Source organism: Streptomyces sp. enrichment culture (assembly GCF_964272855.1).
GTDB lineage: Bacteria > Actinomycetota > Actinomycetes > Streptomycetales > Streptomycetaceae > Streptomyces.
Genome location: NZ_OZ186847.1, coordinates 6,628,690 through 6,650,000 on the forward strand (window position 1 = coordinate 6,628,690; position 21,311 = coordinate 6,650,000).

Genomic DNA, 21,311 nt, shown 5'->3' on the forward strand with positions numbered 1-21,311 from the left:
GGGCACTCTGATTACGCGTCCACCAACGCGTCCCTCCCCAGCACGGCCGAGGAGGTTCCCTTGTGTACCTGTTCCGCAGCCTGGCCTCAGTGACCCTGGCCGCCGCCCTGGTGCTTTCCCTGCCGCACGAAGCGATGCCCCACGCGCGCGTTGAGGCGCGCGAACCGGAAACGCCCCAGCCGTCCGGAGCCGCCTGCCGCACGCGGATCCACGGCTCCGAGGTGACCGCTCACTGTCACAACCCCTATGTGGACACGGACCGCGTTCGGCTGCACATCGAATGCGTCCGCTGGTGGGACCTGGACACCGACAGCGCCCCGGCCGACGCCGGTCCCGCGATGACCGTGCGCCTGACCGGCCGCTGCTGGAAGGAGGTTCGCGCGGTGTGGATCAGTCACCAGAACCAGGGGAGCTGAACCGGCCCGGGCGGCACAGGAACGGATAGCCCGCCGCCTCCGTCGCCGCCGTCTCCGCGTCGCCCGCGCGGATGGCGTCCACCAGCCGCGCGTGGTCCATGTACGTCTCCGGGGTGAGCGTCTCGCCCACGTCCTCGCGCAGCCAGTCCCGCAGCACCTCGCCCAGGTCCGCGTACATCGCCGTCATGACGTCGTTGTGCGAGGCGGCCACCACGGCCAGGTGGAACGTCGCGTCCGCCGTCACGAACGTCTCCGCGTCCCCGGTCTCCCAGGCCTCCTCGCGCCGCACCAGCAGCGCGTCCAGCTGCTTGAGGTCCTTCTCGGTGCGCCGCTCGGCGGCCAGCTTCGCGGCGGCCGACTCCAGGGTCGAGCGCAGCTCGGCGATGTGCCGGGGATCGGCGCCCGCGAAACGGCGGTGCATCACGCCCGCCAGCTCACTGGTCGCCACGACATAGGTGCCGGAGCCCTGGCGGATGTCCAGCAGGCCGTTGTGCGCCAGCGCCCGGACCGCCTCGCGGACCGTGTTGCGGGCGACGCCGAGCTGCTCGACCAGTTCCGGCTCGGTGGGGATGCGGGAGCCGACCGGCCACTCGCCCGAGGTGATCTGGTTGCGCAGCTCGGCGATGACCTGTTCGGACAGCGCCGAACGACGGGGGTGGCTCAAGGGCATGGCACACCTTCGCACGGGCCGGGCGGCATCGGGCGCCCGGGGAATGGACAACCAATCATCCCATGATTCTATGATGGATCGCATGGCAGGCGAGGAGATACAGACGAAGAAGTCCCCGGAGTCGCAGGACGCAGGTCGTCCGGCGGCAGGCCGCTCCGATGAGGCGCCGCGCAGGACCGCGGCGCAGCAGAGCACCACGCGCGCGTGGACCGTACGCCTGGTCGTCGTCGGCATCATGCTGTCCGCCCTCAACCTCCGCCCCGCCATCACCAGCCTCGGCGCCCTCCTCGAAGAGGTCCGCGACGGCCTCGGCATGAGCGGCAGCGTCGCCGGACTGCTCACCTCCGTGCCGCCGCTCTGCTTCGCCGTCTTCGGCGTCATGGCACCCCGCCTGGCCCGCCGCTTCGGCCCCGCCGCGGTGGTCTGCGCCGGCATGGCCGCCATCGCCGCCGGCCTGCTCATCCGGCCGTTCACGGGCGGCACCCCCGGATTCCTGGCCGCCAGCGCGCTCGCCCTCATGGGCATCGCGGTCAGCAACGTCCTGATGCCGGTCATCGTCAAGCGCTGGTTCCCCGACCGGGTCGGGTCCATGACCGGCGCGTACTCCATGGCCCTCGCCCTCGGCACCTCCACCGCCGCCGCCGTGACCGTGCCGGTCACCGACGCGCTGGGCGGCGACTGGCAAGCAGGGCTCGCCGTGTGGGCCGCTCTCGCCGCCGCGGCCGTACTGCCCTGGCTGCCGGTCCTGCGGGACCGGGGCGCGACCTCCGGCGCCGAACAGGCCGACCCCGCGGCAGCCCCGGGGGAGGCGCAGGCCCCCGCGCTGCGCATCACCCGCAGCCGCATCGCGTGGGCGCTCGCCGCCTTCTTCGGCCTCCAGGCCACCGCCGCCTACATCACCATGGGCTGGATGGCGCAGATCTTCCGCGACGCCGGGGTCCCCGCCGGCACCGCCGGTCTGCTCCTGGCCGTCACCATGGTGATGGGCGTGCCGCTGGCCTTCGTCATCCCCCGGCTGGCCACCCGGCTGCCCCACCAGGGGCCCATCGTCCTCGCCCTCGGCGTGTGCGGCCTCGCCGGATACGCCGGGCTCCACCTCGCACCCGCCGGCGGCGCCTGGGCGTGGGCCGTGCTGCTCGGCGTCTCCAACTGCGCCTTCCCGCTGGCGCTGACCATGGTCGGGATGCGCGCGCGGTCCGGCCCGGGCGTGGCCCAGCTGTCCGCGTTCGCGCAGAGCACCGGCTATCTGATCTCCATCCCCGGACCGCTCCTGGTGGGCGTGCTCTACCAGCACAGCGGCGGCTGGGGGCTGCCGATCGCTCTGATGGTCGCCCTGATGATCCCGCAGATGGCGGTCGGCTGGCTGGCGGGCCGCGACCGCACGGTGGAGGACGAGGCGGCTGCCGCCGGCTGACCCCCGGCGGGGCGGGCTCGGGGAAGGTGAGCCCGGCGGTACGGGGCTCGGGTGACCCCGGCGGGGCGGGTGCGGGAGACGGGTGCGAGACTTGCGGTATGCCAGTGCTCGACCCGAACCCCAAGAACGGCCAGAAGAAGATGCTGCTCGTCTTCGGCTCGTTCTTCGCCATCTTCGTGATCATCGCCGTCATCGCGTCGATCGCCGCGCCGTAGGACCCGCGGCCCTCGGCTCCCAGGCCCCGATGCCCCGGATGGCTCGCTCATGGTGGGGCTGTCCCCACCATCCCCTAGGGGGTGAGTGTCAGGGTCAAGTGGGTGGATCACCGGATGGGTTGACGCCTCTCCGTTCCGTAGCGTCGAAGTGTGGCCGCGGGAGGCGGACCACACCAGTCGAGGACGGATCCACGGAGGCATCATGTCGGCCCGCACCCAGTCCCGCCCCCGCCCGGTCGGCACCCGGGGCGTCGAAACCCGCCTGCCCTGGTGGGCCCTCGCCCTGCCGACGCTCGCCTTCGTCGCCCTGCTGACGCTCATCCTGAACCCGGCCGACGCCCACGCCGCGGGCGGCGACCCCGCCGTGGCCCGGCTCATGGACCACGTCCGGCAGCTGCTGACCCGCTGAGCACCGGCGAAACCGCTCGTCAACTCCCTGCGCCCCATGGCCTGTTTCATGCGAAGCTGGGAGTCATGAGCGTCGCAGAACCCCGCAGGATCGTCCTCTTCCGGCATGCGAAGGCCGACTGGCCCCAGGTCAACGACCACGAGCGGCCGCTCGCCGACCGGGGCCGCATGGACGCCGCCGAAGCCGGACGCAGGCTGGCCGACACCGGCATCCCCTTCGACCTGGCCCTCTGCTCCACCGCGACCCGGACCCGCGAGACCTGGAAGCTCGCCGTCCACGAGTTCTCGCACCGGCCGAAGACGGTCTACGAGGAGCGGATCTACGAGGCCTCGCCCGGCGAGCTGATCGCCGTGCTCAACGAAACCCCCGACGACGCCCAGAACCTCCTCCTGATCGGCCACAACCCCGGCGTGCACGGCCTCGCCGAGGTGCTGGCCGGCTCGGCCGAGGACGACGCCCGCCGGCGGATGGCCCGCCGCGGCTTCCCGGCCGCCGCCTTCGCGGTGCTGTCCTTCACCGGCTCCTGGAAGACCCTCGAACCGGGCCTCGGCACCCTGGTCGACTACTGGGCCCCGAGCGAGTGAGCCGACCCCGGTACAGCTGACGGGGCCGGCACCACGGCGGTACCGGCCCCGTCACACGACGACGTCACACCACGACGGCGGCCGCGGCTACCCGGAGCCGCCCGGTCGGATCAGCTCTCCTCGTGCGCGTCCGCCGCCTCGACCTCTTCCCGGGTGACACCGAGCAGGTAGAGCACGGTGTCCAGGAACGGCACGTTCACCGCCGTGTGCGCGGCCTCCCGCACCACCGGCTTCGCGTTGAAGGCGACCCCGAGGCCGGCCGCGTTCAGCATGTCCAGGTCGTTGGCGCCGTCGCCGATCGCCACGGTCTGCGACAGCGGTACGCCCGCCTCCGCGGCGAACCGGCGCAGCAGCCGCGCCTTGCCCGCTCGGTCCACGATCTCCCCGGTGACCCGGCCGGTCAGCTTGCCGTCGACGATCTCCAGGGTGTTGGCCTGGGCGAAGTCCAGCCCCAGGCGTTCCTTCAGATCGTCCGTGACCTGGGTGAACCCGCCGGAGACCACACCGACTTGGTAGCCGAGCCGCTTCAGCGTGCGGATCAGCGTGCGGGCGCCCGGCGTCAGCCGGACCTCGCTGCGCACCTTGTCCACCACCGAGGCGTCCAGGCCCTTCAGCAGTGCCACCCGCGCGTGCAGCGACTGCTCGAAGTCCAGCTCGCCGCGCATCGCGGCGGCCGTCACCTCGGCGACCTGGTCCTCGCAGCCGGCGTGCGCGGCGAAGAGCTCGATCACCTCGTCCTGGATCAGTGTGGAGTCCACGTCCATGACGACCAGGCGCTGGGCGCGCCGGTGCAGTCCCGCCGCGACGACCGCCACGTCGACGCCGAGCGCCGCCGCGTCGGTGACCAGGGTGGTGCGCAGCGGTTCGGTCTCCACGCCGGACACCGCGAACTCCACGGCGGTCACCGGGTATTTGGCGAGCCGGAAGATACGGTCGATGTTGCCGCCGGCCTTGGTGATCTTGGCGGCGATCGCGGCGGTGGCCTCCGCGGTGAGGGGGTGACCCAGCACGGTCACCAGGGAGCGGCCGAGGCCGCGCGGGCGGTTGTCGCCGAGGCCGGAGATGATCTCGGCCTGCATCTTCATCGACTCGGCCCAGCTGTGGACGGTGGCCCGGAGGTCGCCCTCCAGCCCGTGGGGCGGCTCGGTCACGAGCGCGCACAGCACGATCCGGCCACGGGTGACGACCTGCTCGATGTCGACCACGTCGACCGAGTAGGCGGCGAGGGTGTCGAAGAGCCCGGCTGTGATCCCCGGCCTGTCCTTGCCGAAGATCTTGACCAGGAGAGTGGGGACGTCAGAGGTCTGCAAAGCGCTCATGGTGCTCCCACGGTAACCGGCACCCAGTGCCGCCCGCCCCCGAGGTCCGCCTAGCGGACACGGAACACTGGTCGACGCCCGGATGAAGTCCGTGTGACACACCGGCCACGACGCCAAACTCCGGCCCCGCCCGGCACCCTACTTGGGCCTGCCCGGCGGGGGTGGCGCGGGGGGCGGTGGCGGCGGCGGCCCCTCCTCGGGCGACGTCGGCGCCCGCGAGCCCGGCGTCCGCCGGGGGGAACGCGGAGGCGGCTCCACGGGACGCACGACGGTCGGGGCCCCGTACAGCCCGTCATCCCAGACCACCTGGTCCGCCTCCTCCCCGGGTTCCCTGGAGAACGCCTGCTCCGCGGCCCCATCTCCGGCACCGAGCCCGGCCGCTCCTTCATGGCGACTCTGCCCGGACGCCGACACCCCAGACGCCCCGGACCGAGAGCCCCACCCGCGCGGCGACGCATCCTCTGACACCTCTCCGCGAGAGCCTGACCCTTCCGGCGGCTCCCCGACCTCGCTCTCGCCCCACCCGCGTAGTGGCTCCCCGACCCCGCTCTCGCCCCACCCGCGTGGTGGCTCTCCGGCCCCGCTTCCGCTGCGGGCCCACCCGCGTGGCGGCACAGCGCCTGCTGCCTCTCCGGGAGAGCGCCCTCCGGGCGGTGTCTCCCGGGCTGCCCCTGCGCTGGCTTGCCAGCCGCGCGGCGAGTCTGCTGTCGCCTCTCCGCGTGAGCCTGGCCCTTGCGGCGGTTCCCCAGCCGCGCTTCCGCTGCCGCCCCAGCCGTGCCGTGGCGCATCCCCGGATGCCCCGCCGCGAGAGCCCCCTCCGCGCGGTGTCTCCCCGGCCGCCCCTCCGCTGGCTCCCCAGCCGCGCGGCGGCGCATCTGCTGGCGCCTCCCCGCCAGAACCCCATCCTTGCGGTGGGGCATTTTCCGCTGCCCCTCCCCGAGAGCCCGGCCCTTGCGACGGCTCCCCAGCCGCCCCCTCGCTGCCGCCGCCCCACCCGCGCGGCGGCGCCTGCTCAGCGGCCCCTCCCCGAGCCCCAGCCCCTTGCGACGGCCCCTCGGCCGCCCCTCCCCGAGAAGCGGACCCCGGCGCCAGCCCCCCAGCCGTCCCTCCCCAAGCCCCCCGTCCACCCGGCCGCAGCACCTCCGTGTCCTGGTCCCGGTCCCGGTCGCGGTGCAAGCCTTCCGGTAGGCGCAGGTACGGATTGGTGGCCGGGTTCGGCGGTCGGTACGGAGTGCCCGGGAGATACGGCCCCGGGCCCTGGGCCTGGTCCGCGAGACCCTGCCGCACGGCACCCAGTGCCAACGGGGCCGCCTGCCGCCCGGCGGCCCCGGCGGCCCATGCCAGCAGCGCCCCGCCGGCTCCCGCAGCCGCGCCCCACACCGCGCCGAGCAGCAGTGCCGTGCCGAGGTGTGGGCTCAGGTCCACCCCGGCCCCGAACGCGTCGACCCCCAGGATCGAGAGTGAGGCGTCCAGGGACACCTCGGTCAGCAGTCCGAGCAGCGGCAGCGCGAGCGCGGTGGCCGGCCCCAGCCGCAGCGCGCAGCGCCCCGCGAAGCCGACGACCCCCCGGCCACGTACAGTCCCGCCCGAGCCCGCCGCACCCACTTCCACCGGCGTCCGCACCGCCTGCAGCACCCCTGCCGCCAGCATCGCCAGCACCGCCGCCACCCCCAGCAGCCACACCCGCCCGTCCAGCTCCGCCAGCCGCCCCAGGGTGACCCGCTGGTCGGAGTCGGCGAGGAGGTCGTCGAGCGGGTCGGGCAGGAAGCGGGTGAGGACGCCGGAGGCCTCGCCGTGCCAGGGCACGAAGAGGCCGATCGACGTCCCCAGCCACACCCCGTTCGGCGCGCCGAGCAGCGCGGCCCCCGCGATCCGCTTCGGGTGGTCGTCGCCGATCGCCGCGTACGCCGCCGCCGCGCACCCCGCCGCGACGGCGATCAGCAGCACCGTGACGAGCGCCGACACGGTCGGCCGCACCACGCGGTGCACCACGTCCCAGCCGCGCGGCAGCGGCGTGCGGCGCGACGCGAGGAGCGCGACCACCAGCACCCCGGTCACCCAGGCCGCCCCGCCCAGCAGCGTCGGCGCGGTGTCGACGGTGAACCCGACCGCCGCCTCCGCGTCGACGAGGTCGCCGAGCCGGTCGGGCAGCAGCCCGCCGATGTCCCCGAGATCCCCGATGTCCCCGAGCCCGGGGATCTCGATTCCCCCGGAACCTGAACCGGCACCGGACCCCGCCCCCGGCACGTCGTCGAGGCCGAGCGAGCCGCCGTCGAGGGTGATGACGTCGTGCCCCGCCCAGGCCAGCCCGCCCAGTGTGGCGACGAACAGCGCGGCCACCGCCCCCGTGCGGGCGAGGAGTTCGGCGGGAGAGACCACAACTCCGGCCGCGCGCAAGGACCGTAGGAAGAACCACGACAGCAGCAGCGCGCCGACCAGGCTCACACCCAATGGCGTGATCTCGATGGCGGTCGTGGCCTCGGCGCCCTCCAGGCCGAACACGGACACATCCCCGGACGGGGTGACGGAACCACCCGCCCCGAGCGCCACAACCGCCGCGGTCATCGGCCCCAACGAACCGGCCGCGTCGGCCTCCAGCAGCCGCAGCCCGAGCGCCGCCGTCCCGGCCATACCGATCAACGCCCAGCTCACGGCGGCGATCGCGGACAGCAGCACATCGACCCAGGGCACCTTCGTGCCGTACCGCGCGGTCTCGACGCTCATGGCAGACCCCCGATCCGCAGCGCGGCAGGAGTGCCGCGCTTGTCCCCCTCGCGGGGGATTACCACTCTCCGGGCAGGTTTCAACCCCCGTCAACGGCAACGCTTCGATGCGCCCGTACGCGGTCTTCACAAGGCCCGACTTTCGGTCAGGGGGCCGCTCCTGAAATAGTTCCCCCCGATGTTCGACATCCCTAGACTCCCTGCGACGGGGGTAACTCGGGGGACAACTCAGTGGGGCATGGAGTGCCGGAACTCGTACTGGAATCAAATGGACGGACCTGGACGCTCGATTCGTCCAGGGCCTACACACTCGGACGTGACCCTCAGGGTGACGTCGTGTTCGACGACGCCAGGGTCTCCTGGCGGCACGCCACGGTCAGCTTCAACGGCCGCAGTTGGGTCATCGAGGACCATGGCAGCACCAACGGCACGTTCGTGCACGGCCAGCGGATCCAGCAGATGGAGATCGGTGCCGGCTCGGTGGTGCACCTGGGCAACGGCACCGATGGTCCGCTCGTGACGCTCTCCGGCGCCGCGGCCGCCGTTACGCCGCAGGCCCAGCCGCAGCAGCAGCCGTACGCGGCGCAGGGCGCGGGCGCGGGCTGGGCCCAGCAGGCGCCGGCGCCGCAGCAGCAGATCCCCCACCAGCAGGCCCCGCAGGCCGGCTGGCAGCAGCAGGCGCAGGCGGGCGCGCACATCCCGCAGCAGCAGGCCCCGGCGGAAAATTACGTGCAGAAGGTGCCCGGCGGTGCCGCGGGGGCGCCGCCGGTCCACGGCGACCGCAGCCCCACCACGTTCCACCAGTTCGCGCTCGGCCGCGTCATGCGCATCGGACGTGCCCTGGAGAACGACCTGGTCGTCTCCGACCTCCAGGTCTCCCGCCACCACGCGGAGTTCCACGCCACGCCCGACGGCCGCATGGAGATCCGCGACCTCGGCTCGCACAACGGCACGTACGTCAACGGCCAGCCGATCGCCAAGGGCGGCTCGGCGCTGCTCGGCCCGGCCGACATCGTCGGCGTCGGCCACTCGACGTTCCGGATCGTCGGCGACCGGCTGGAGGAGTTCGTCGACACCGGCGAGGTGTCCTTCTCCGCCCGCCATCTGACGGTCACGGTCGACGGCGGCAAGCAGATCCTCAAGGACGTCTCCTTCGGCGTCCCGGAGAAGTCGCTGATCGCGGTCATCGGCCCGTCCGGCTCCGGCAAGTCCACCCTGCTCAAGGCGCTGACCGGCTACCGGCCCGCCAACCAGGGCGAGGTGCTGTACGACAACCGGAACCTCTACAAGCAGTTCGCCGAGCTGCGCCAGCGCATCGGTCTGGTCCCGCAGGACGACATCCTGCACAAGGAGCTGACCGTCAAGAAGGCCCTCAAGTACGCGGCCAAGCTCCGCTTCCCCGCCGACACCACGGCGTCCGAGCGCGAGGCCCGCATCGACGAGGTGCTGCGCGAGCTGAAGCTCGACATCCACAAGGACAAGAAGGTCACCTCGCTCTCCGGCGGCCAGCGCAAGCGCGTCTCCGTCGCCCTGGAGCTGCTGACCAAGCCGTCGCTGATCTTCCTGGACGAGCCGACCTCCGGCCTCGACCCGGGCATGGACCGCGATGTCATGCAGCTGCTGCGCGGCCTCGCCGACGACGGCCGCACGGTCCTCGTCGTCACCCACTCGGTGGCCGAGCTGGCGCTGTGCGACAAGCTGCTGGTGATGGCGCCGGGCGGTTCCGTCGCCTACTTCGGCCCGCCCGAGGAGGCGCTGAACTTCTTCGGCTACGAAACCTGGGCCGATGTGTTCTCCGCTTTCGAGAACTACCGCGACTACGACTGGGCGGGCCGCTGGAAGGGCTCGCAGCACTACCAGATGTACGCCGCGGACATCGACGCCGTCGCCCCGCAGGCCGTACAGATGCCGCAGATGCAGGCGATGAAACCGCCGAAGCCGCAGGGCTGGATGTCGCAGTGGGTCACGCTGGTCCGCCGCTACATCTCGGTGATCGCCTCCGACAAGGGCTTCCTCGCCCTGATGGTGATCCTGCCGGCCGTGCTCGGCGCGGTGAGCCTGCTGATCGACCCGGACCGCGGTCTGCTGCCCAACCCGGCGAACCCGCAGACCGGGCGGATCATCCCGAACGGCACGGCCACCACCGTCCTGCTGATCCTCGCCGTCGGCGCCTGCTTCGCCGGCGCGGCGAACTCCGTCCGTGAGCTGATCAAGGAACGGGTCATCTACGAACGGGAGCGCGCCACCGGCCTGTCCCGTTCGGCGTACCTGATGTCCAAGGTGTTCGTGCTCGGCATGATCACCGTGCTCCAGGGCCTGCTGGTCGGCGTGATCGGCTTCGCCAGCCGGGAGATCCCCGAGGAGGGCCTGATCCTGGGCGGCGCCACGCTCGTCGAGCTGTCCCTGCCGATCATGGCGCTGGGCTTCACCTCGATGATGTTCGGCCTGATCATCTCCTCGCTTGTGAAGACCGCCGAGAAGACGATGCCGCTGCTGGTGATGTTCGCGATCATCCAGGTCGTGTTCACCGGCTGCCTCTTCGCCCTGAACGGCACGGTCGGCGTCAACCAGTTCTCGTACCTGATGCCGTCGCGCTGGGCGGTAGCCGCCGCGGGCGCCACGCTGGACTTCAACAAGATCAGCCCGCCCGAGGAGGGCGCCGACAACGACCCGCTGTGGGAGCACAGCCTGGGCACCTGGGGTCTGGACATGGCCGCCCTGATCGCCCTGGGCGTCCTCTGCGGCTTCTTCGTGGCCCGCTTCCTGCGCCGCCACGAGCCGGAGGTCATGCGCAAGTAGGAGCCGGTCCGTGCGACGCCGAAGGGCGGCACCCCGTCAGGGGGGTGCCGCCCTTCGGCGCTGTGTACCGAGGTCCGCGCCTGCCTCAGTACGCGCTGTTGACGTTGTCCATCGAGCCGTACCGGTCGGCCGCGTAGTTGCAGGCGGCGGTGATGTTGGCGACCGGGTCGTAGATGTTCCAGGACGTGCCGGGGACGTGGTAGGCCTTGAAGGTCGGCGGGATGACCTGGAGCAGGCCCTTCGACGGGATGCCGTTGATGGCGTTGATGTCCCAGTTGTTGATGGCGTTCGGGTTGCCCGAGGACTCGCGCATGATGTTGCGGTGGATGCCGTCGTAGGAGGCCGGGATGCCGTGCTTCTTCAGGATGGTCAGCGACTCGCGGATCCAGCCGTCGAGGTTGTTCGGGTAGGACTGGACGGCGGCCGGCTTGATCGCGGCGCGCTGCGCGGACCGGCTCGCGGCGGCCTTCGCGGCGCGCTCCTGCGCGGCCTTCTTGGCGGCGGCCTGCTTCGCGGCCAGGGCCTCGGCCTTCTGCTTGGCGGCGGCCTCGGCCTTCTTCGCCGCGGCCTTGACGACGGCCTGGTGCTTGGCCTCGATGGCCTCGATCTTCACGCTGGTGGCGGCGAGCTGGTCGGTGACGGTCGTCTTGACGTCCTTGACCTGCGCGGGGCTGTAGGCGACGGCAGCCGCGGAACCGGCCTCGGTCGTGGTGGTCTTGGCACCGGCCGGGGCGGCGGAGAGCGCGACGGCGGCGGTACCGAGGGCGGCGACACCGGCGAGCGCGATCTTGTGCGTCTTGGTCAGCGAGCGACTACGACCGGGCTTCTGATGGTTCTGCAGCATGCGAATGGACCTCTTCGAATAGCGCGGAGTCGCTCTGCGTCCGGCGGGGGACACGGGTTCGTCCCGCACGAACGCCGCGGGCGGAAACCCGCGGCGCTGAGCGACGGCTGCAATTCTTAGCGGCCGCAAAATTCTGTGGCAAAGGTGTGACGTACGATGTCCGGTAGTGGATCACCTAGGGGCAAATCGGGACAGATTGGACCGTCTGTCCCGCTCACGTGGAGGCTGTCCACCTCCTAAGGACCTTCGTACGTGACCTGCGCCCTATGCGAGGGCTCACATCGCGACCCACCCCGTCTCACCGACCGTTGCTGAAGCAATGCCCTATGTAAGGGCTCGGTGAGGGGCCTCCTCCGGCAGCAGGAGATGGACGTCCCCGAACTCGTGCCACAGGTAGTGCCCCCGCAGTGCCTCCTCGTACCCGCGGTCCACCGCCGCCCGTCCCGCCACCGCCCGCAGCATCAGCAGATGCGACGCCTCCGGCTCGTGCAGCCCGGTCAGCAGCCCGTCCACCACCCGCACCCCGCGCTCCGGAGTGACCACCAGATCCGTCCACCCCGCACGCGCGCGTACGACCCCGTCGGCGCCCACCGCCGACTCCACGGCCCGCACCGAGGTCGTCCCCACGGCGATCACCCGGCCGCCATCCGCCCGCACGGCGTCGACCAGCCGTGCCGACGCCTCCGGCACGACGAACCGCTCCGGGTACGGCGGCTCGTGCGCCTCCGCCGACGCCACCCCCGTGTGCAGCGAGACCGGCGCGAACCGCACCCCCCGGCCCACCAGCTCCGTCACCATCCGGTGCGTGAAGGGCCGCGCCGCACTCGGCATCTCCGCGCTCCCCTCCCCGTCCGCCGACGGCAGCGCGAACACCGTCTGGTACACGGACAGCGGCTGGTCCCGCTCCGTGTAGGAGTACCGGATGGGCCGCCCGTGTTCACGCAGCACCGCGCGGACGTCCGCACCGGCCGCCCGCGCCCACCACAGCCGCCCGCTCAGCCCGCTCAGCGGCTCCTCCAGCACCAGCCGCCCGCCCCCGGGCAGCCGCACCCCCACTCCCGCGGGTCCGCCCGCCCGCGCGCGCGTGGTGCCCCTGCCGTCCGGATCCCGCAGCTCCACCGCCCACCGGCCGTCGTCACCCCGCGCGGAGACATGCACCACCACGCGCGCGTGCCCCAGCCGGCCGTCCACCGCCGCGGCCAGCGTCGGCGACGTGTTCACGACCAGCAGATCACCCGCCCGCAGCAGCCCCGGCAGCTCCGCGAACACCCGGTGGGACACCCGCGTCCCCCGCGACACCAGCAGCCGTACGGCATCCCGGCCCAGGCCGGGCCCCCGCTGCTCGGCGGGCACCCGCGCGGACAGCTCCTCGGGCACCCGTACGCCCGCCGGCCTCATCGCGCCCCCGCCAGCAGCGCCGGCGCCGAGTACCGACCGCTCGGGGGCCGCTCGTCCAGCAGCCGCAGGAACGCGGGCACCACGCGGGCAGGGTCCGGCCGCGGATCGTCATCGTCCGGTACGGCCGCCGCGTACAGGTCCGTCGCCATGTCCCCGGGATCCACCGCCCACACCCGCAGCCCCGGCTCCTCCTCGGCCAGCACCGCCGCGAGCTGGTCCAGCGCCGCCTTGGACGCCCCGTACCCGCCCCACGTCCCATACGCCTCGGCGGCCGCGTCCGAGCTGACCGCGACCACCGTCCCCGCCCCCGAGGCCCGCAGCAGCGGCAGCGCCTCCTGGACCAGACCCAGCGCGGCCACCACGTTCACCTCCAGCGCCCGCCGCAGCCCGTCCAGCTCCAGCCGCTCCAGCCGTACCAGCGGCTCGGCACCCAGCGCGCTCGCGTTGCTCACCAGCAGGTCCGCCCCGCCCAGCCGCCGGGCCGCCGCCACCAGCTCCGCGCGGTGCCCCGCGTCCGCCACGTCCCCGGGCACGGCCGCCACGCGGGTCCCGTGCCCGGCGAGCCCCGCCGCCGTTCCCTTCAGCACCTCGGCGTTCCGCGCGTCCAGCGCCAGATCCCAGCCGCGCTCCGCCAGCGCCTCGGCGAGCGCCCGTCCGAGCCCCTTCGAAGCCCCCGTGATGATCGCCACCGGCATGACCCACGTCCCCTCGTCCTCGAACCCGCCCCTCGGCGTGCCCACACCGTAGGAACAGGCCCGTCCGCCCCGCCTCGGACGCGGGCCGCAAACCGGCGGGGCCCTTCGTCCTACGCCGAGCCCCCGGGACCCGCGCCCTAGGACCTCGGAACCAGACAGTCGCCGTCACCGGTCGGATCCGCGCTGTCACACCCCGCCGGTAGCGTGGAGACATGAGTCAAGGCCCCAGGTCCGGCCTCGCCGCGGTGAGCTCCGCGCTGCTGGCCATGAGCAGGCATCTCGAGGTGCGCGACGTCCTCAAGACGATCGTCGCGTCCGCCCGCGAACTGCTCGACGCGCAGTACGCCGCCCTCGGCGTCCCCGACGACCACGGCGGCTTCGCCCAGTTCGTCGTCGACGGCGTCAGCGAGGAGCAGTGGAAGGCCATCGGCCCCCTCCCGCGCCAGCACGGCATCCTCGCCTCGATGCTCCACGAGGCCCGCGCGGAACGCCTCGCCGACGTCCGGGAGGACCCCCGCTTCGAGGGCTGGCCCTCCGCCCACCCCGAGCTGGCCGACTTCCTGGGCGTGCCCATCCGCGACGGCGACGAGATCCTCGGCGCCCTCTTCCTGGCCAACAAGAACTGCGCGCTGCCCGCCGGCGGCTGCAACTTCACCGAGGACGACGAGGAACTGCTCACCATCCTCGCCCAGCACGCCGCCATCGCCCTGACCAACGCCCGGCTCTACGAACGCAGCCGCGAGCTGACCATCGCCGAGGAACGCTCCCGCCTCGCCCACGAACTGCACGACGCCGTCAGCCAGAAGCTGTTCTCCCTGCGCCTGACCGCACAGGCCGCCACCGCCCTCGTCGACCGCGATCCGGCCCGTGCCAAGTGCGAACTGCAGCAGGTGGCCGCCCTCGCCGCGGAAGCCGCCGACGAACTGCGCACCGCCGTCGTCGAGCTGCGCCCCGCCGCCCTCGACGAGGACGGCCTCGTCGCCACCCTGCGCACCCAGATCCAGGTCCTCGACCGCGCCCACACCGCGCGCGTGTCCTTCGACAGCTGCGGGGTGCGCGCCCTGCCCGCCGCCCAGGAGGAGGCCCTGCTGCGCGTCGCCCAGGAGGCCCTCCACAACGCCCTGCGGCACTCCGGCGCCGACCGGGTCGACGTGGCCCTGGAGAAGCGCGGCAACGGCGCGGTGCTGCGCGTCACGGACGACGGCAGCGGATTCGACCCGCGCCAGGTCCGCCGCGCGGGACGCCATCTCGGCCTGGTCTCCATGCGGGACCGGGCCGGGGGAGTCGGCGGCAGACTGACCGTGGAATCGGCGCCCGGCAAGGGCACCACGATCGAGATGGAGGTCCCCGGTGGCTGACGCAATCAAGGTGCTGCTCGTCGACGACCACCAGGTCGTCCGCCGGGGCCTGCGCACCTTCCTCGAAGTGCAGGACGACATCGAGGTCGTCGGAGAGGCCGCCGACGGAGCCGAGGGCGTCGAGCGCGCCGAGGAACTGCGGCCCGACGTCGTGCTGATGGACATCAAGATGCCGGGCATGGACGGCGTCGAGGCCCTGCGCAGACTGCGCGAACTCGACAACCCCGCGCGCGTGCTCATCGTCACCAGTTTCACCGAGCAGCGCACGGTGGTCCCGGCCCTGCGCGCCGGCGCCGCGGGGTACGTGTACAAGGACGTCGACCCCGACGCCCTGGCCGGCGCCATCCGCTCGGTGCACGCCGGGCACATCCTGCTCCAGCCGGAGGTGGCGGGTGCCCTGCTGGCCCAGGAGGACTCCACCACCGGCCAGGGCAGGGGCGGTTCGCTCACCGAGCGGGAGCGCGAGGTGCTGGGCCTGATAGCCGACGGCCGCTCCAACCGGGAGATCGCCCGCGCCCTGGTGCTGTCCGAGAAGACCGTCAAGACCCACGTCTCGAACATCCTGATGAAGCTCGACCTGGCGGACCGCACGCAGGCCGCGCTGTGGGCCGTACGCCATGGCGTCACCGGCTGACAAGCCCTCCGTCACCGGCTGACAAGCCCTCCGTACGGCACTACGGACGGCAATACGGAAGGTTCCGCTCCGGGCTGAGATTCATACCGTCGTGGGAATGTCCCCCGGATGGCGCATCCTCCGCGGATCTCCGCCGTTCTCCAGTGCGTGCTGCGGCGCCTGCCGCAGTGATCGCTAGAGAGGGCTCAGAAGTGAAGAACCTGAAGAAGGCAGCGGCTGTGACGATGGTGGCCGGTGGTCTGGTGGCCGCCGGTGCGGGCATGGCCTCCGCCACCGAGGGCTCCCTGGCGGCCGGCAAGGCGGAGCACTCGCCGGGCGTCGTCTCGGGCAACCTCGTCCAGGCCCCGGTCCACGTCCCGGTGAACGTGGTCGGCAACAGCGTGAACGTCATCGGCGTGCTGAACCCGGCCTTCGGCAACCTGGGCGTCAACCACTGACGTCGCGTCCCGCGGTCGCGGGACGATCGGCCACGGCGGCCTTCACCGGCTGAGCACATCGCCGGGAAGGCCGCCGTGGCGGCCACCGGTCCGCCGGCGCCGGTCGGCGCGAACCCGCGCTCACCGCATCCCCCGCTCGCGCTCCTCCACGACGGCGTTGTACGCCGCCACCTGCGCCCGCCGGGCCGTCCGCTCCACCGGCCTGAGCGCCTGCGCCCGAGCCGCCATCTCACCGGCGCTCACCGCGCCCCCGTGCCCGTTCTCGTATGCCACCGAGATCAGCATCCCGACCCGCTGCGCCAGCTCCAGCACCCGCACCGCCCGCGGCGGATACCCCGGCGCCAGCACCTCACGCCCCCGCTCCGCACGCGCCCGGTACGCGTCGATCGCCGCCTCCGCGACCGGCCCCGACGCGGCCACGTCCAGCCGCGTCAGCACCTCCGTCGCCTCCCGCAGGGCCTCCGCCAGCTCCCGCTCCGCCTCGCCGAGCGAGGGCACATCGGCCGGCGGCGCCTCCCGCACCGCCAGGCAGTGCCAGACGACCTCGACATGCACATCACCCTCGGGCCCGGCCTCGTACACCTCCGGCACCAGGCCCAGCGCCGCGCCGTGACAGATCACCGCCTCCTCGGCGTCGATCGCCCGCTGGTTGAACTCCGGCGGCCCGCTCAGACCGAGCGGATGCCCCGGCGAGGGCAGCGCGACCCGCAGCGCGGTCACCCCGAGCGTGCGCAGCCGACCCAGCGCGAGCGTGAGCCCGACGGGCGCCGACTCGCCGGGCAGCCCCGCCACCCGGTGCACGGCATCGTCCCCGACGACGGCGAGCACGGCGTCATCCGGTGAGACAAGTCCGGCAAGTAGGGCATTTCCCCATGCGGCAAGACGTCCTGAGCGTGGTTCCGAGAGCATGCCTCCACCCTAAGGACCGGACCGAGGGAATGTCCGGGCCGACCGGTGGCGTAGATTTCATGGAGGGCTGCGCCCACCGGCGCGACCGACCGAGCCACAGGCGTACGCGACAGCCGAGACCGGCGACACTGCAAGGGGAGACAACGCGCTCATGAGCGATGTTCTGGAGCTTCAGGACGTATCCGTGGTCCGCGAGGGCCGGGCTCTGGTGGACCAGGTCTCCTGGTCGGTCAAGGAGGGCGAGCGCTGGGTGATCCTCGGCCCCAACGGCGCCGGCAAGACCACCCTCCTCAACGTCGCCTCGAGCTACCTCTACCCCAGCAAGGGCACCGCCACCATCCTCGGCGAGACCCTCGGCAAGCCCGGCACCGACGTCTTCGAACTGCGCCCCCGCATCGGCATGGCCGGCATCGCCATGGCCGACAAGCTCCCCAAGCGCCAGACCGTCCTCCAGACCGTGCTCACCGCCGCCTACGGCATGACCGCCGCCTGGCAGGAGGAGTACGAGGACGTCGACGAGCAGCGCGCCCGCGCCTTCCTCGACCGCCTCGGCATGTCCGACTACCTGGACCGCAAGTTCGGCACCCTCTCCGAGGGCGAGCGCAAGCGCACCCTCATCGCCCGCGCCCTGATGACCGACCCGGAGCTGCTGCTCCTCGACGAGCCCGCCGCCGGCCTCGACCTCGGCGGCCGCGAGGACCTGGTCCGCCGCCTCGGCCGGCTCGCCCGCGACCCCATCGCCCCCTCGATGCTCATGGTCACCCACCACGTCGAGGAGATCGCCCCCAGCTTCACCCACGTCCTCATGATCCGCCAGGGCAAGGTCCTCGCCGCGGGCCCGCTGGAGCTCGAACTCACCTCCCGCAACCTCTCCCTCTGCTTCGGCCTGCCGCTCGTCGTCGAGCAGGTCGGCGACCGCTGGACCGCCCAGGGCCTGCCGCTCGGCTGAACCCCAACGCCCTCGGCCGCAGGGCGCGTTCCCGCCCGATCGCGCCCTGTCGGCGACGGGACCACGGACCTACCATGACCGTGTGAACGACATCGACGCATGGGTGTGGTGGCTCGTCGGCGCGGCCGCGCTCGGAATCCCGCTCGTGGTCACCGCCATGCCCGAACTCGGCATGCTCGCGGTCGGCGCGATCGCGGGCGCGATCGCCGCCGCCGTGGGCGGCGACGTCGTGGTCCAGGTGCTCGTCTTCGTCGCGGTCTCGGTCGCGCTCCTGGCGGTCGTACGCCCCATCGCCACCCGGCACCGCGCCCAACGGCCCCAACTCGTCAGCGGGGTCGAGGCGTTGAAAGGAAAGCAGGCCGTCGTCCTGGAGCGCGTGGACGGCTCCGGCGGACGCATCAAGCTCGCCGGCGAGGTCTGGTCGGCCCGCGCCCTCGACACCGACCGTGCCTACGAAGTCGGCCAGGAAGTGGACGTGGTGGACATCGAGGGGGCCACCGCGATCGTCATGTGACCTCGATCGACACCTTGCACGACACCGCGCACGACAGCTCGCAGGACACAAGTGGACCGAACACCCTACGAGTTGCGTGACGGTCTGCAAGACTCGACCAGCAAGATCTTCAGAGCCATAAGATCTTCCAAGAGCGCCGAGGCGGAGAAGGGTACGGGGAAGCAGCGATGGAACCGATCATCATCGTCCTGATCATCCTGGTGGTGTTGGTCTTCATCGCCCTGATCAAGACGATCCAGGTCATCCCACAGGCCAGCGCCGCCATCGTCGAGCGCTTCGGCCGCTACACACGGACCCTCAACGCGGGCCTGAACATCGTCGTCCCGTTCATCGACACCATCCGCAACCGCATCGACCTGCGCGAACAGGTCGTGCCGTTCCCGCCGCAGCCGGTGATCACCCAGGACAACCTGGTCGTCAACATCGACACGGTCATCTACTACCAGGTCACCGACGCCCGCGCCGCCACCTACGAGGTCGCCAGCTACATCCAGGCGATCGAACAGCTGACGGTCACCACGCTCCGCAACATCATCGGCGGCATGGACCTGGAGCGCACCCTCACCTCCCGCGAGGAGATCAACGCCGCCCTGCGCGGCGTCCTCGACGAGGCCACCGGCAAGTGGGGCATCCGCGTCAACCGCGTCGAACTCAAGGCCATCGAGCCGCCCACCTCCATCCAGGACTCGATGGAGAAGCAGATGCGCGCCGACCGCGACAAGCGCGCCGCGATCCTCCAGGCCGAGGGTGTCCGCCAGTCCGAGATCCTGCGCGCCGAGGGCGAGAAGCAGTCCCAGATCCTCCGCGCCGAGGGTGAGGCCAAGGCCGCCGCCCTGCGTGCCGAGGGCGAGGCCCAGGCCATCCGCACGGTCTTCGAGTCCATCCACGCCGGCGACCCGGACCAGAAGCTGCTGTCCTACCAGTACCTGCAGATGCTCCCGAAGATCGCCGAGGGCGACGCCAACAAGCTCTGGATCGTCCCCAGCGAGATCGGCGACGCCCTCAAGGGCCTCTCCGGCGCCCTCGGCAACTTCGGCCCGATGTCGGGCGGTTCCGGCGGCGGCGCCCCCACCATCGGCCCCCAGGCCACGGAACGCCGTGAGAAGCCGACGATCGACTGACGGCAGCTCCCCAGGGGCGCGGGGAACTGCGCGACGAGCCACGAACAACCATCACCCGACAAGGGACCAGCAGCCCTACGGTCTACGTCAGGCAGCCGACCGAGCCAGCCAGTCCGGCAGCGCCTCGAACTCCTCCTCGGCCAGCGCCAGCAACATAGCGTCCGCCGGCGTCGGCTCGAACGGCTCGGAGAGCAGCGGCATCCCCGCCTCCTCCGGCGTCCGGTCCGCCTTCCGGTGATTGTCCTCCGCACACGAGGCGACCGTGTTCAGCCAGGTGTCCCCGCCACCCTGCGACCGCGGCACCACATGGTCCACCGTCGTCGCCCGCCGACCGCAGTACGCGCACCGGTGCCGGTCCCGCACCAGCACACCCCGCCTGGACCACGGCGCTTGTCTTCGGAACGGCACCCGTACGTACCTGCACAACCGGATCACCCGCGGCGCCGGTATGTCGACCGCCGCTCCCCGCATCCGCAGCTCGGGATGGGCCTGCTCGACGACGGCCTTGTCCTGCAGCACCAGAACGACGGCTCGGTTCAGCGTCACCGTCGACAACGGCTCGAAGCTCGCGTTCAGTACCAGCGTGTCCCGCATACCAGCCCACCTCCCGTGCGCACCGGCCCACCCCTTGGCGGGCTGGATCAACTCTGGCCGGGCACGCCGAGATGGACAACGCAATAAAAAGTGCCCGCCCCGGTCGCGAACAAGACCGGGGGCGGGCGAACGTTCCGTGAACGTCAGGCTTCGGCGGGCACCTCGTACTCACCGATCAGCTGGGCACGCGCCAGCGTGTGGAACCGCAGGTTGAAGCCGACCACGGCGGGACTGGCGTCCGAGTCCGGGCCCAGCTTCTCCTGATCCACCGCGTACACCGTGAACACATACCGGTGCGGCCCGTCTCCGGGCGGCGGCGCGGCACCACCGAAGTCCTTCGTCCCGTAGTCGTTGCGCGCCTGTACGGCACCCTCGGGCAGCCCCTCGAACTTGCCGCTGCCCGCACCCGCCGGCAGCTCGGTGACGGAGGCCGGGATGTCGAACACGACCCAGTGCCAGAACCCGCTGCCCGTCGGGGCGTCCGGGTCGTAGCAGGTCACGGCGAAGCTCTTGGTCTCGGCGGGGAAGCCCTCCCAGCGCAGCTGCGGAGAGGTGTTCCCGGCCGCGTAGACCTGAGCGTCCTTCAGCGTGGCGCCCTCCGCGACGTCCCCGCTGGTCACCGTGAACGACGGCACGGGCGGATGGAAGTCGTGGGGGAGAGGCCGCCGCTTCAGCTCGGTCACCTCGGTACCTCCTGATCGTTTCGGTCCGTGGGTACCGAGCCTAGAACCAGTTGCGCTTGCTGCCGACCTCGGACAGCCACTGGTTGAGGTACGCCGCCCAGTCGGTCCCCTGGTAGTCGTTCAGCCCCACCTGGAACGACCGGAACGTGTCGCTGCCCTCGCTGAACAGACCCGGCTTCTTGTCCATCTCCAGCACGACGTCCATCGTGTTCTGGTCGGCCACGAAGCTCAGCTCGACCTGGTTCAGGCCGCGGTACTGCTGCGGCGGCAGGAACTCGATCTCCTGGTAGAACGGCAGCTTCTGCCGGGTGCCCCGGATGTGCCCGCGCTCCATGTCCGCGTTCTTGAAGCGGAAGCCGAGCTGGATGAAGGCGTCCAGGATCGCCTTCTGCGCCGGCAGCGGGTGCACGTTGATCGGGTCGAGGTCACCGGAGTCCACGGCCCGCGCGATCTCCAGCTCGGTCGTCACACCGATGTCCATGCCGCGCAGCGCCTGACCGTCGATCATGGTGATCGGCGTCTCCCACGGGATGTCCAGCGTGAACGGCACCGCGTGCACGGCGTTCGCCTGAAGCTCGAAGGCACCGCCGAGCCGCACCTTGGTGAACTCGATGTCCTGCTTGTAC

At 72.0% G+C, this 21,311-nt stretch carries 21 protein-coding genes and 1 pseudogene (1 of these 22 running past the window's edge); 12 read left to right on the forward strand and 10 right to left on the reverse strand.

Annotated elements, in window-relative coordinates; translation table 11 throughout:
* Window positions 1-62: 62 nt before the first annotated feature.
* Entirely contained in the window at window positions 63-416 is a 354-nt protein-coding gene (locus tag ACSU6L_RS29350; RefSeq protein ID WP_437061607.1) for a hypothetical protein, read from the forward strand.
* Here ACSU6L_RS29350 and ACSU6L_RS29355 read toward each other — a convergent pair.
* On the reverse strand, window positions 391-1,086 hold the full coding sequence (locus ACSU6L_RS29355) for a FadR/GntR family transcriptional regulator (RefSeq protein ID WP_437061609.1): 696 nt from the start codon (window positions 1,084-1,086) through the stop codon (window positions 391-393). The two genes, ACSU6L_RS29350 and ACSU6L_RS29355, sit on opposite strands and share 26 nt — an antisense overlap.
* A gap of 82 nt (window positions 1,087-1,168) precedes the next feature.
* On the opposite strand from ACSU6L_RS29355, the gene ACSU6L_RS29360 reads away from it, so the two are divergent.
* From ACSU6L_RS29360 to ACSU6L_RS29375, 4 genes are all read left to right on the forward strand, one after another.
* Window positions 1,169-2,500: a CynX/NimT family MFS transporter gene (locus ACSU6L_RS29360; protein ID WP_437061611.1), complete on the forward strand. Its 1,332-nt coding sequence runs from the start codon at window positions 1,169-1,171 to the stop codon at window positions 2,498-2,500.
* Between the two features lie 98 nt (window positions 2,501-2,598).
* Entirely contained in the window at window positions 2,599-2,715 is a 117-nt protein-coding gene (locus ACSU6L_RS29365) for an SGM_5486 family transporter-associated protein (RefSeq protein ID WP_274535971.1), read from the forward strand.
* Between the two features lie 202 nt (window positions 2,716-2,917).
* The gene (locus tag ACSU6L_RS29370) at window positions 2,918-3,124 is read left to right on the forward strand and encodes a hypothetical protein (RefSeq protein ID WP_437061613.1); all 207 of its coding nucleotides are present in this window, start codon (window positions 2,918-2,920) and stop codon (window positions 3,122-3,124) included.
* 65 nt (window positions 3,125-3,189) lie between these two features.
* Entirely contained in the window at window positions 3,190-3,708 is a 519-nt protein-coding gene (locus ACSU6L_RS29375; protein WP_437061615.1) for a SixA phosphatase family protein, read from the forward strand.
* Window positions 3,709-3,818: 110 nt separating this feature from the next.
* Here the strand turns inward: ACSU6L_RS29375 and serB are convergent, their stop codons facing one another.
* Both serB and ACSU6L_RS29385 read right to left on the reverse strand, forming a co-directional pair.
* The gene (serB, locus tag ACSU6L_RS29380; RefSeq protein WP_073942218.1) at window positions 3,819-5,027 is read right to left on the reverse strand and encodes a phosphoserine phosphatase SerB; all 1,209 of its coding nucleotides are present in this window, start codon (window positions 5,025-5,027) and stop codon (window positions 3,819-3,821) included.
* 864 nt (window positions 5,028-5,891) lie between these two features.
* A pseudogene (locus ACSU6L_RS29385) lies at window positions 5,892-7,751 on the reverse strand (streptophobe family protein); the annotation flags it as partial.
* 242 nt (window positions 7,752-7,993) lie between these two features.
* On the opposite strand from ACSU6L_RS29385, the gene ACSU6L_RS29390 reads away from it, so the two are divergent.
* A complete protein-coding gene (locus ACSU6L_RS29390; protein WP_437061617.1) occupies window positions 7,994-10,549 on the forward strand; it encodes an FHA domain-containing protein in 2,556 nt (851 codons plus the stop codon).
* Between the two features lie 85 nt (window positions 10,550-10,634).
* On the opposite strand, the gene ACSU6L_RS29395 is transcribed toward ACSU6L_RS29390, so the two are convergent.
* The 3 genes from ACSU6L_RS29395 to ACSU6L_RS29405 all read right to left on the reverse strand — a co-directional run bounded on the left by ACSU6L_RS29395 (window position 10,635) and on the right by ACSU6L_RS29405 (window position 13,486).
* Window positions 10,635-11,393 carry a transglycosylase SLT domain-containing protein gene (locus ACSU6L_RS29395; protein ID WP_437061619.1) on the reverse strand — a complete coding sequence of 253 codons (759 nt, stop codon included), beginning with the start codon at window positions 11,391-11,393 and terminating at the stop codon, window positions 10,635-10,637.
* Between the two features lie 324 nt (window positions 11,394-11,717).
* Window positions 11,718-12,791: an S-adenosylmethionine:tRNA ribosyltransferase-isomerase gene (locus tag ACSU6L_RS29400; protein ID WP_437061621.1), complete on the reverse strand. Its 1,074-nt coding sequence runs from the start codon at window positions 12,789-12,791 to the stop codon at window positions 11,718-11,720.
* On the reverse strand, window positions 12,788-13,486 hold the full coding sequence (locus tag ACSU6L_RS29405) for an SDR family NAD(P)-dependent oxidoreductase (RefSeq protein WP_437061623.1): 699 nt from the start codon (window positions 13,484-13,486) through the stop codon (window positions 12,788-12,790). Before ACSU6L_RS29405 ends, ACSU6L_RS29400 begins: the two co-directional genes overlap by 4 nt.
* Window positions 13,487-13,698: 212 nt before the next feature.
* Here ACSU6L_RS29405 and ACSU6L_RS29410 point away from each other — a divergent pair, with 212 nt between their 5' ends.
* The 3 genes from ACSU6L_RS29410 to chpE all read left to right on the forward strand — a co-directional run bounded on the left by ACSU6L_RS29410 (window position 13,699) and on the right by chpE (window position 15,915).
* Window positions 13,699-14,844: a GAF domain-containing sensor histidine kinase gene (locus ACSU6L_RS29410; RefSeq protein WP_437061625.1), complete on the forward strand. Its 1,146-nt coding sequence runs from the start codon at window positions 13,699-13,701 to the stop codon at window positions 14,842-14,844.
* Complete coding sequence (locus ACSU6L_RS29415; RefSeq protein WP_073942214.1) at window positions 14,837-15,478, forward strand: response regulator; 642 nt, start codon at window positions 14,837-14,839, stop codon at window positions 15,476-15,478. The genes ACSU6L_RS29410 and ACSU6L_RS29415 overlap by 8 nt, the downstream gene beginning before the upstream one ends.
* 191 nt (window positions 15,479-15,669) lie before the next feature.
* A complete protein-coding gene (gene chpE / locus ACSU6L_RS29420) occupies window positions 15,670-15,915 on the forward strand; it encodes a chaplin ChpE (protein WP_365516967.1) in 246 nt (81 codons plus the stop codon).
* 120 nt (window positions 15,916-16,035) lie between these two features.
* On the opposite strand, the gene ACSU6L_RS29425 is transcribed toward chpE, so the two are convergent.
* Window positions 16,036-16,824, reverse strand: a complete 789-nt coding sequence (locus ACSU6L_RS29425) for a hypothetical protein (protein WP_437061628.1) — start codon at window positions 16,822-16,824, stop codon at window positions 16,036-16,038.
* A 151-nt stretch (window positions 16,825-16,975) separates the two neighbouring features.
* On the opposite strand from ACSU6L_RS29425, the gene ACSU6L_RS29430 reads away from it, so the two are divergent.
* The 3 genes from ACSU6L_RS29430 (at window position 16,976) to ACSU6L_RS29440 (ending at window position 19,408) form a co-directional block, all read left to right on the forward strand.
* Entirely contained in the window at window positions 16,976-17,773 is a 798-nt protein-coding gene (locus tag ACSU6L_RS29430; RefSeq protein ID WP_437061630.1) for an ABC transporter ATP-binding protein, read from the forward strand.
* Between the two features lie 82 nt (window positions 17,774-17,855).
* The gene (locus ACSU6L_RS29435; protein WP_437061632.1) at window positions 17,856-18,287 is read left to right on the forward strand and encodes an NfeD family protein; all 432 of its coding nucleotides are present in this window, start codon (window positions 17,856-17,858) and stop codon (window positions 18,285-18,287) included.
* A gap of 167 nt (window positions 18,288-18,454) precedes the next feature.
* On the forward strand, window positions 18,455-19,408 hold the full coding sequence (locus ACSU6L_RS29440) for an SPFH domain-containing protein (protein ID WP_365516964.1): 954 nt from the start codon (window positions 18,455-18,457) through the stop codon (window positions 19,406-19,408).
* An 87-nt stretch (window positions 19,409-19,495) separates the two neighbouring features.
* Here the strand turns inward: ACSU6L_RS29440 and ACSU6L_RS29445 are convergent, their stop codons facing one another.
* From ACSU6L_RS29445 to ACSU6L_RS29455, 3 genes are all read right to left on the reverse strand, one after another.
* A complete protein-coding gene (locus ACSU6L_RS29445; protein WP_073942208.1) occupies window positions 19,496-20,002 on the reverse strand; it encodes an HNH endonuclease in 507 nt (168 codons plus the stop codon).
* Between the two features lie 143 nt (window positions 20,003-20,145).
* Window positions 20,146-20,685: a YbhB/YbcL family Raf kinase inhibitor-like protein gene (locus tag ACSU6L_RS29450; protein WP_437061635.1), complete on the reverse strand. Its 540-nt coding sequence runs from the start codon at window positions 20,683-20,685 to the stop codon at window positions 20,146-20,148.
* Window positions 20,686-20,725: 40 nt separating this feature from the next.
* On the reverse strand, window positions 20,726-21,311 hold the 3' portion of the coding sequence (locus ACSU6L_RS29455) for a sporulation protein (RefSeq protein WP_437061637.1). 197 nt of this gene lie beyond the right edge of the window; 586 of the gene's 783 nt are visible here — the last part of the coding sequence; the start codon falls outside the window, past its right edge; it ends in the stop codon at window positions 20,726-20,728.

Coding starts and splice junctions, on each gene's coding strand:
- ACSU6L_RS29355 (WP_437061609.1), bottom strand. CDS start 1,086: ATGCCCTTGAGCCACCCCCGTCGTTCGGCGCTGTCCGAACAGGTCATC.
- ACSU6L_RS29360 (WP_437061611.1), top strand. CDS start 1,169: ATGGCAGGCGAGGAGATACAGACGAAGAAGTCCCCGGAGTCGCAGGAC.
- ACSU6L_RS29365 (WP_274535971.1), top strand. CDS start 2,599: ATGCCAGTGCTCGACCCGAACCCCAAGAACGGCCAGAAGAAGATGCTG.
- ACSU6L_RS29370 (WP_437061613.1), top strand. CDS start 2,918: ATGTCGGCCCGCACCCAGTCCCGCCCCCGCCCGGTCGGCACCCGGGGC.
- ACSU6L_RS29375 (WP_437061615.1), top strand. CDS start 3,190: ATGAGCGTCGCAGAACCCCGCAGGATCGTCCTCTTCCGGCATGCGAAG.
- serB (WP_073942218.1), bottom strand. CDS start 5,027: ATGAGCGCTTTGCAGACCTCTGACGTCCCCACTCTCCTGGTCAAGATC.
- ACSU6L_RS29395 (WP_437061619.1), bottom strand. CDS start 11,393: ATGCTGCAGAACCATCAGAAGCCCGGTCGTAGTCGCTCGCTGACCAAG.
- ACSU6L_RS29400 (WP_437061621.1), bottom strand. CDS start 12,791: ATGAGGCCGGCGGGCGTACGGGTGCCCGAGGAGCTGTCCGCGCGGGTG.
- ACSU6L_RS29405 (WP_437061623.1), bottom strand. CDS start 13,486: ATGCCGGTGGCGATCATCACGGGGGCTTCGAAGGGGCTCGGACGGGCG.
- ACSU6L_RS29410 (WP_437061625.1), top strand. CDS start 13,699: ATGAGTCAAGGCCCCAGGTCCGGCCTCGCCGCGGTGAGCTCCGCGCTG.
- ACSU6L_RS29425 (WP_437061628.1), bottom strand. CDS start 16,824: ATGCTCTCGGAACCACGCTCAGGACGTCTTGCCGCATGGGGAAATGCC.
- ACSU6L_RS29430 (WP_437061630.1), top strand. CDS start 16,976: ATGAGCGATGTTCTGGAGCTTCAGGACGTATCCGTGGTCCGCGAGGGC.
- ACSU6L_RS29440 (WP_365516964.1), top strand. CDS start 18,455: ATGGAACCGATCATCATCGTCCTGATCATCCTGGTGGTGTTGGTCTTC.
- ACSU6L_RS29445 (WP_073942208.1), bottom strand. CDS start 20,002: ATGCGGGACACGCTGGTACTGAACGCGAGCTTCGAGCCGTTGTCGACG.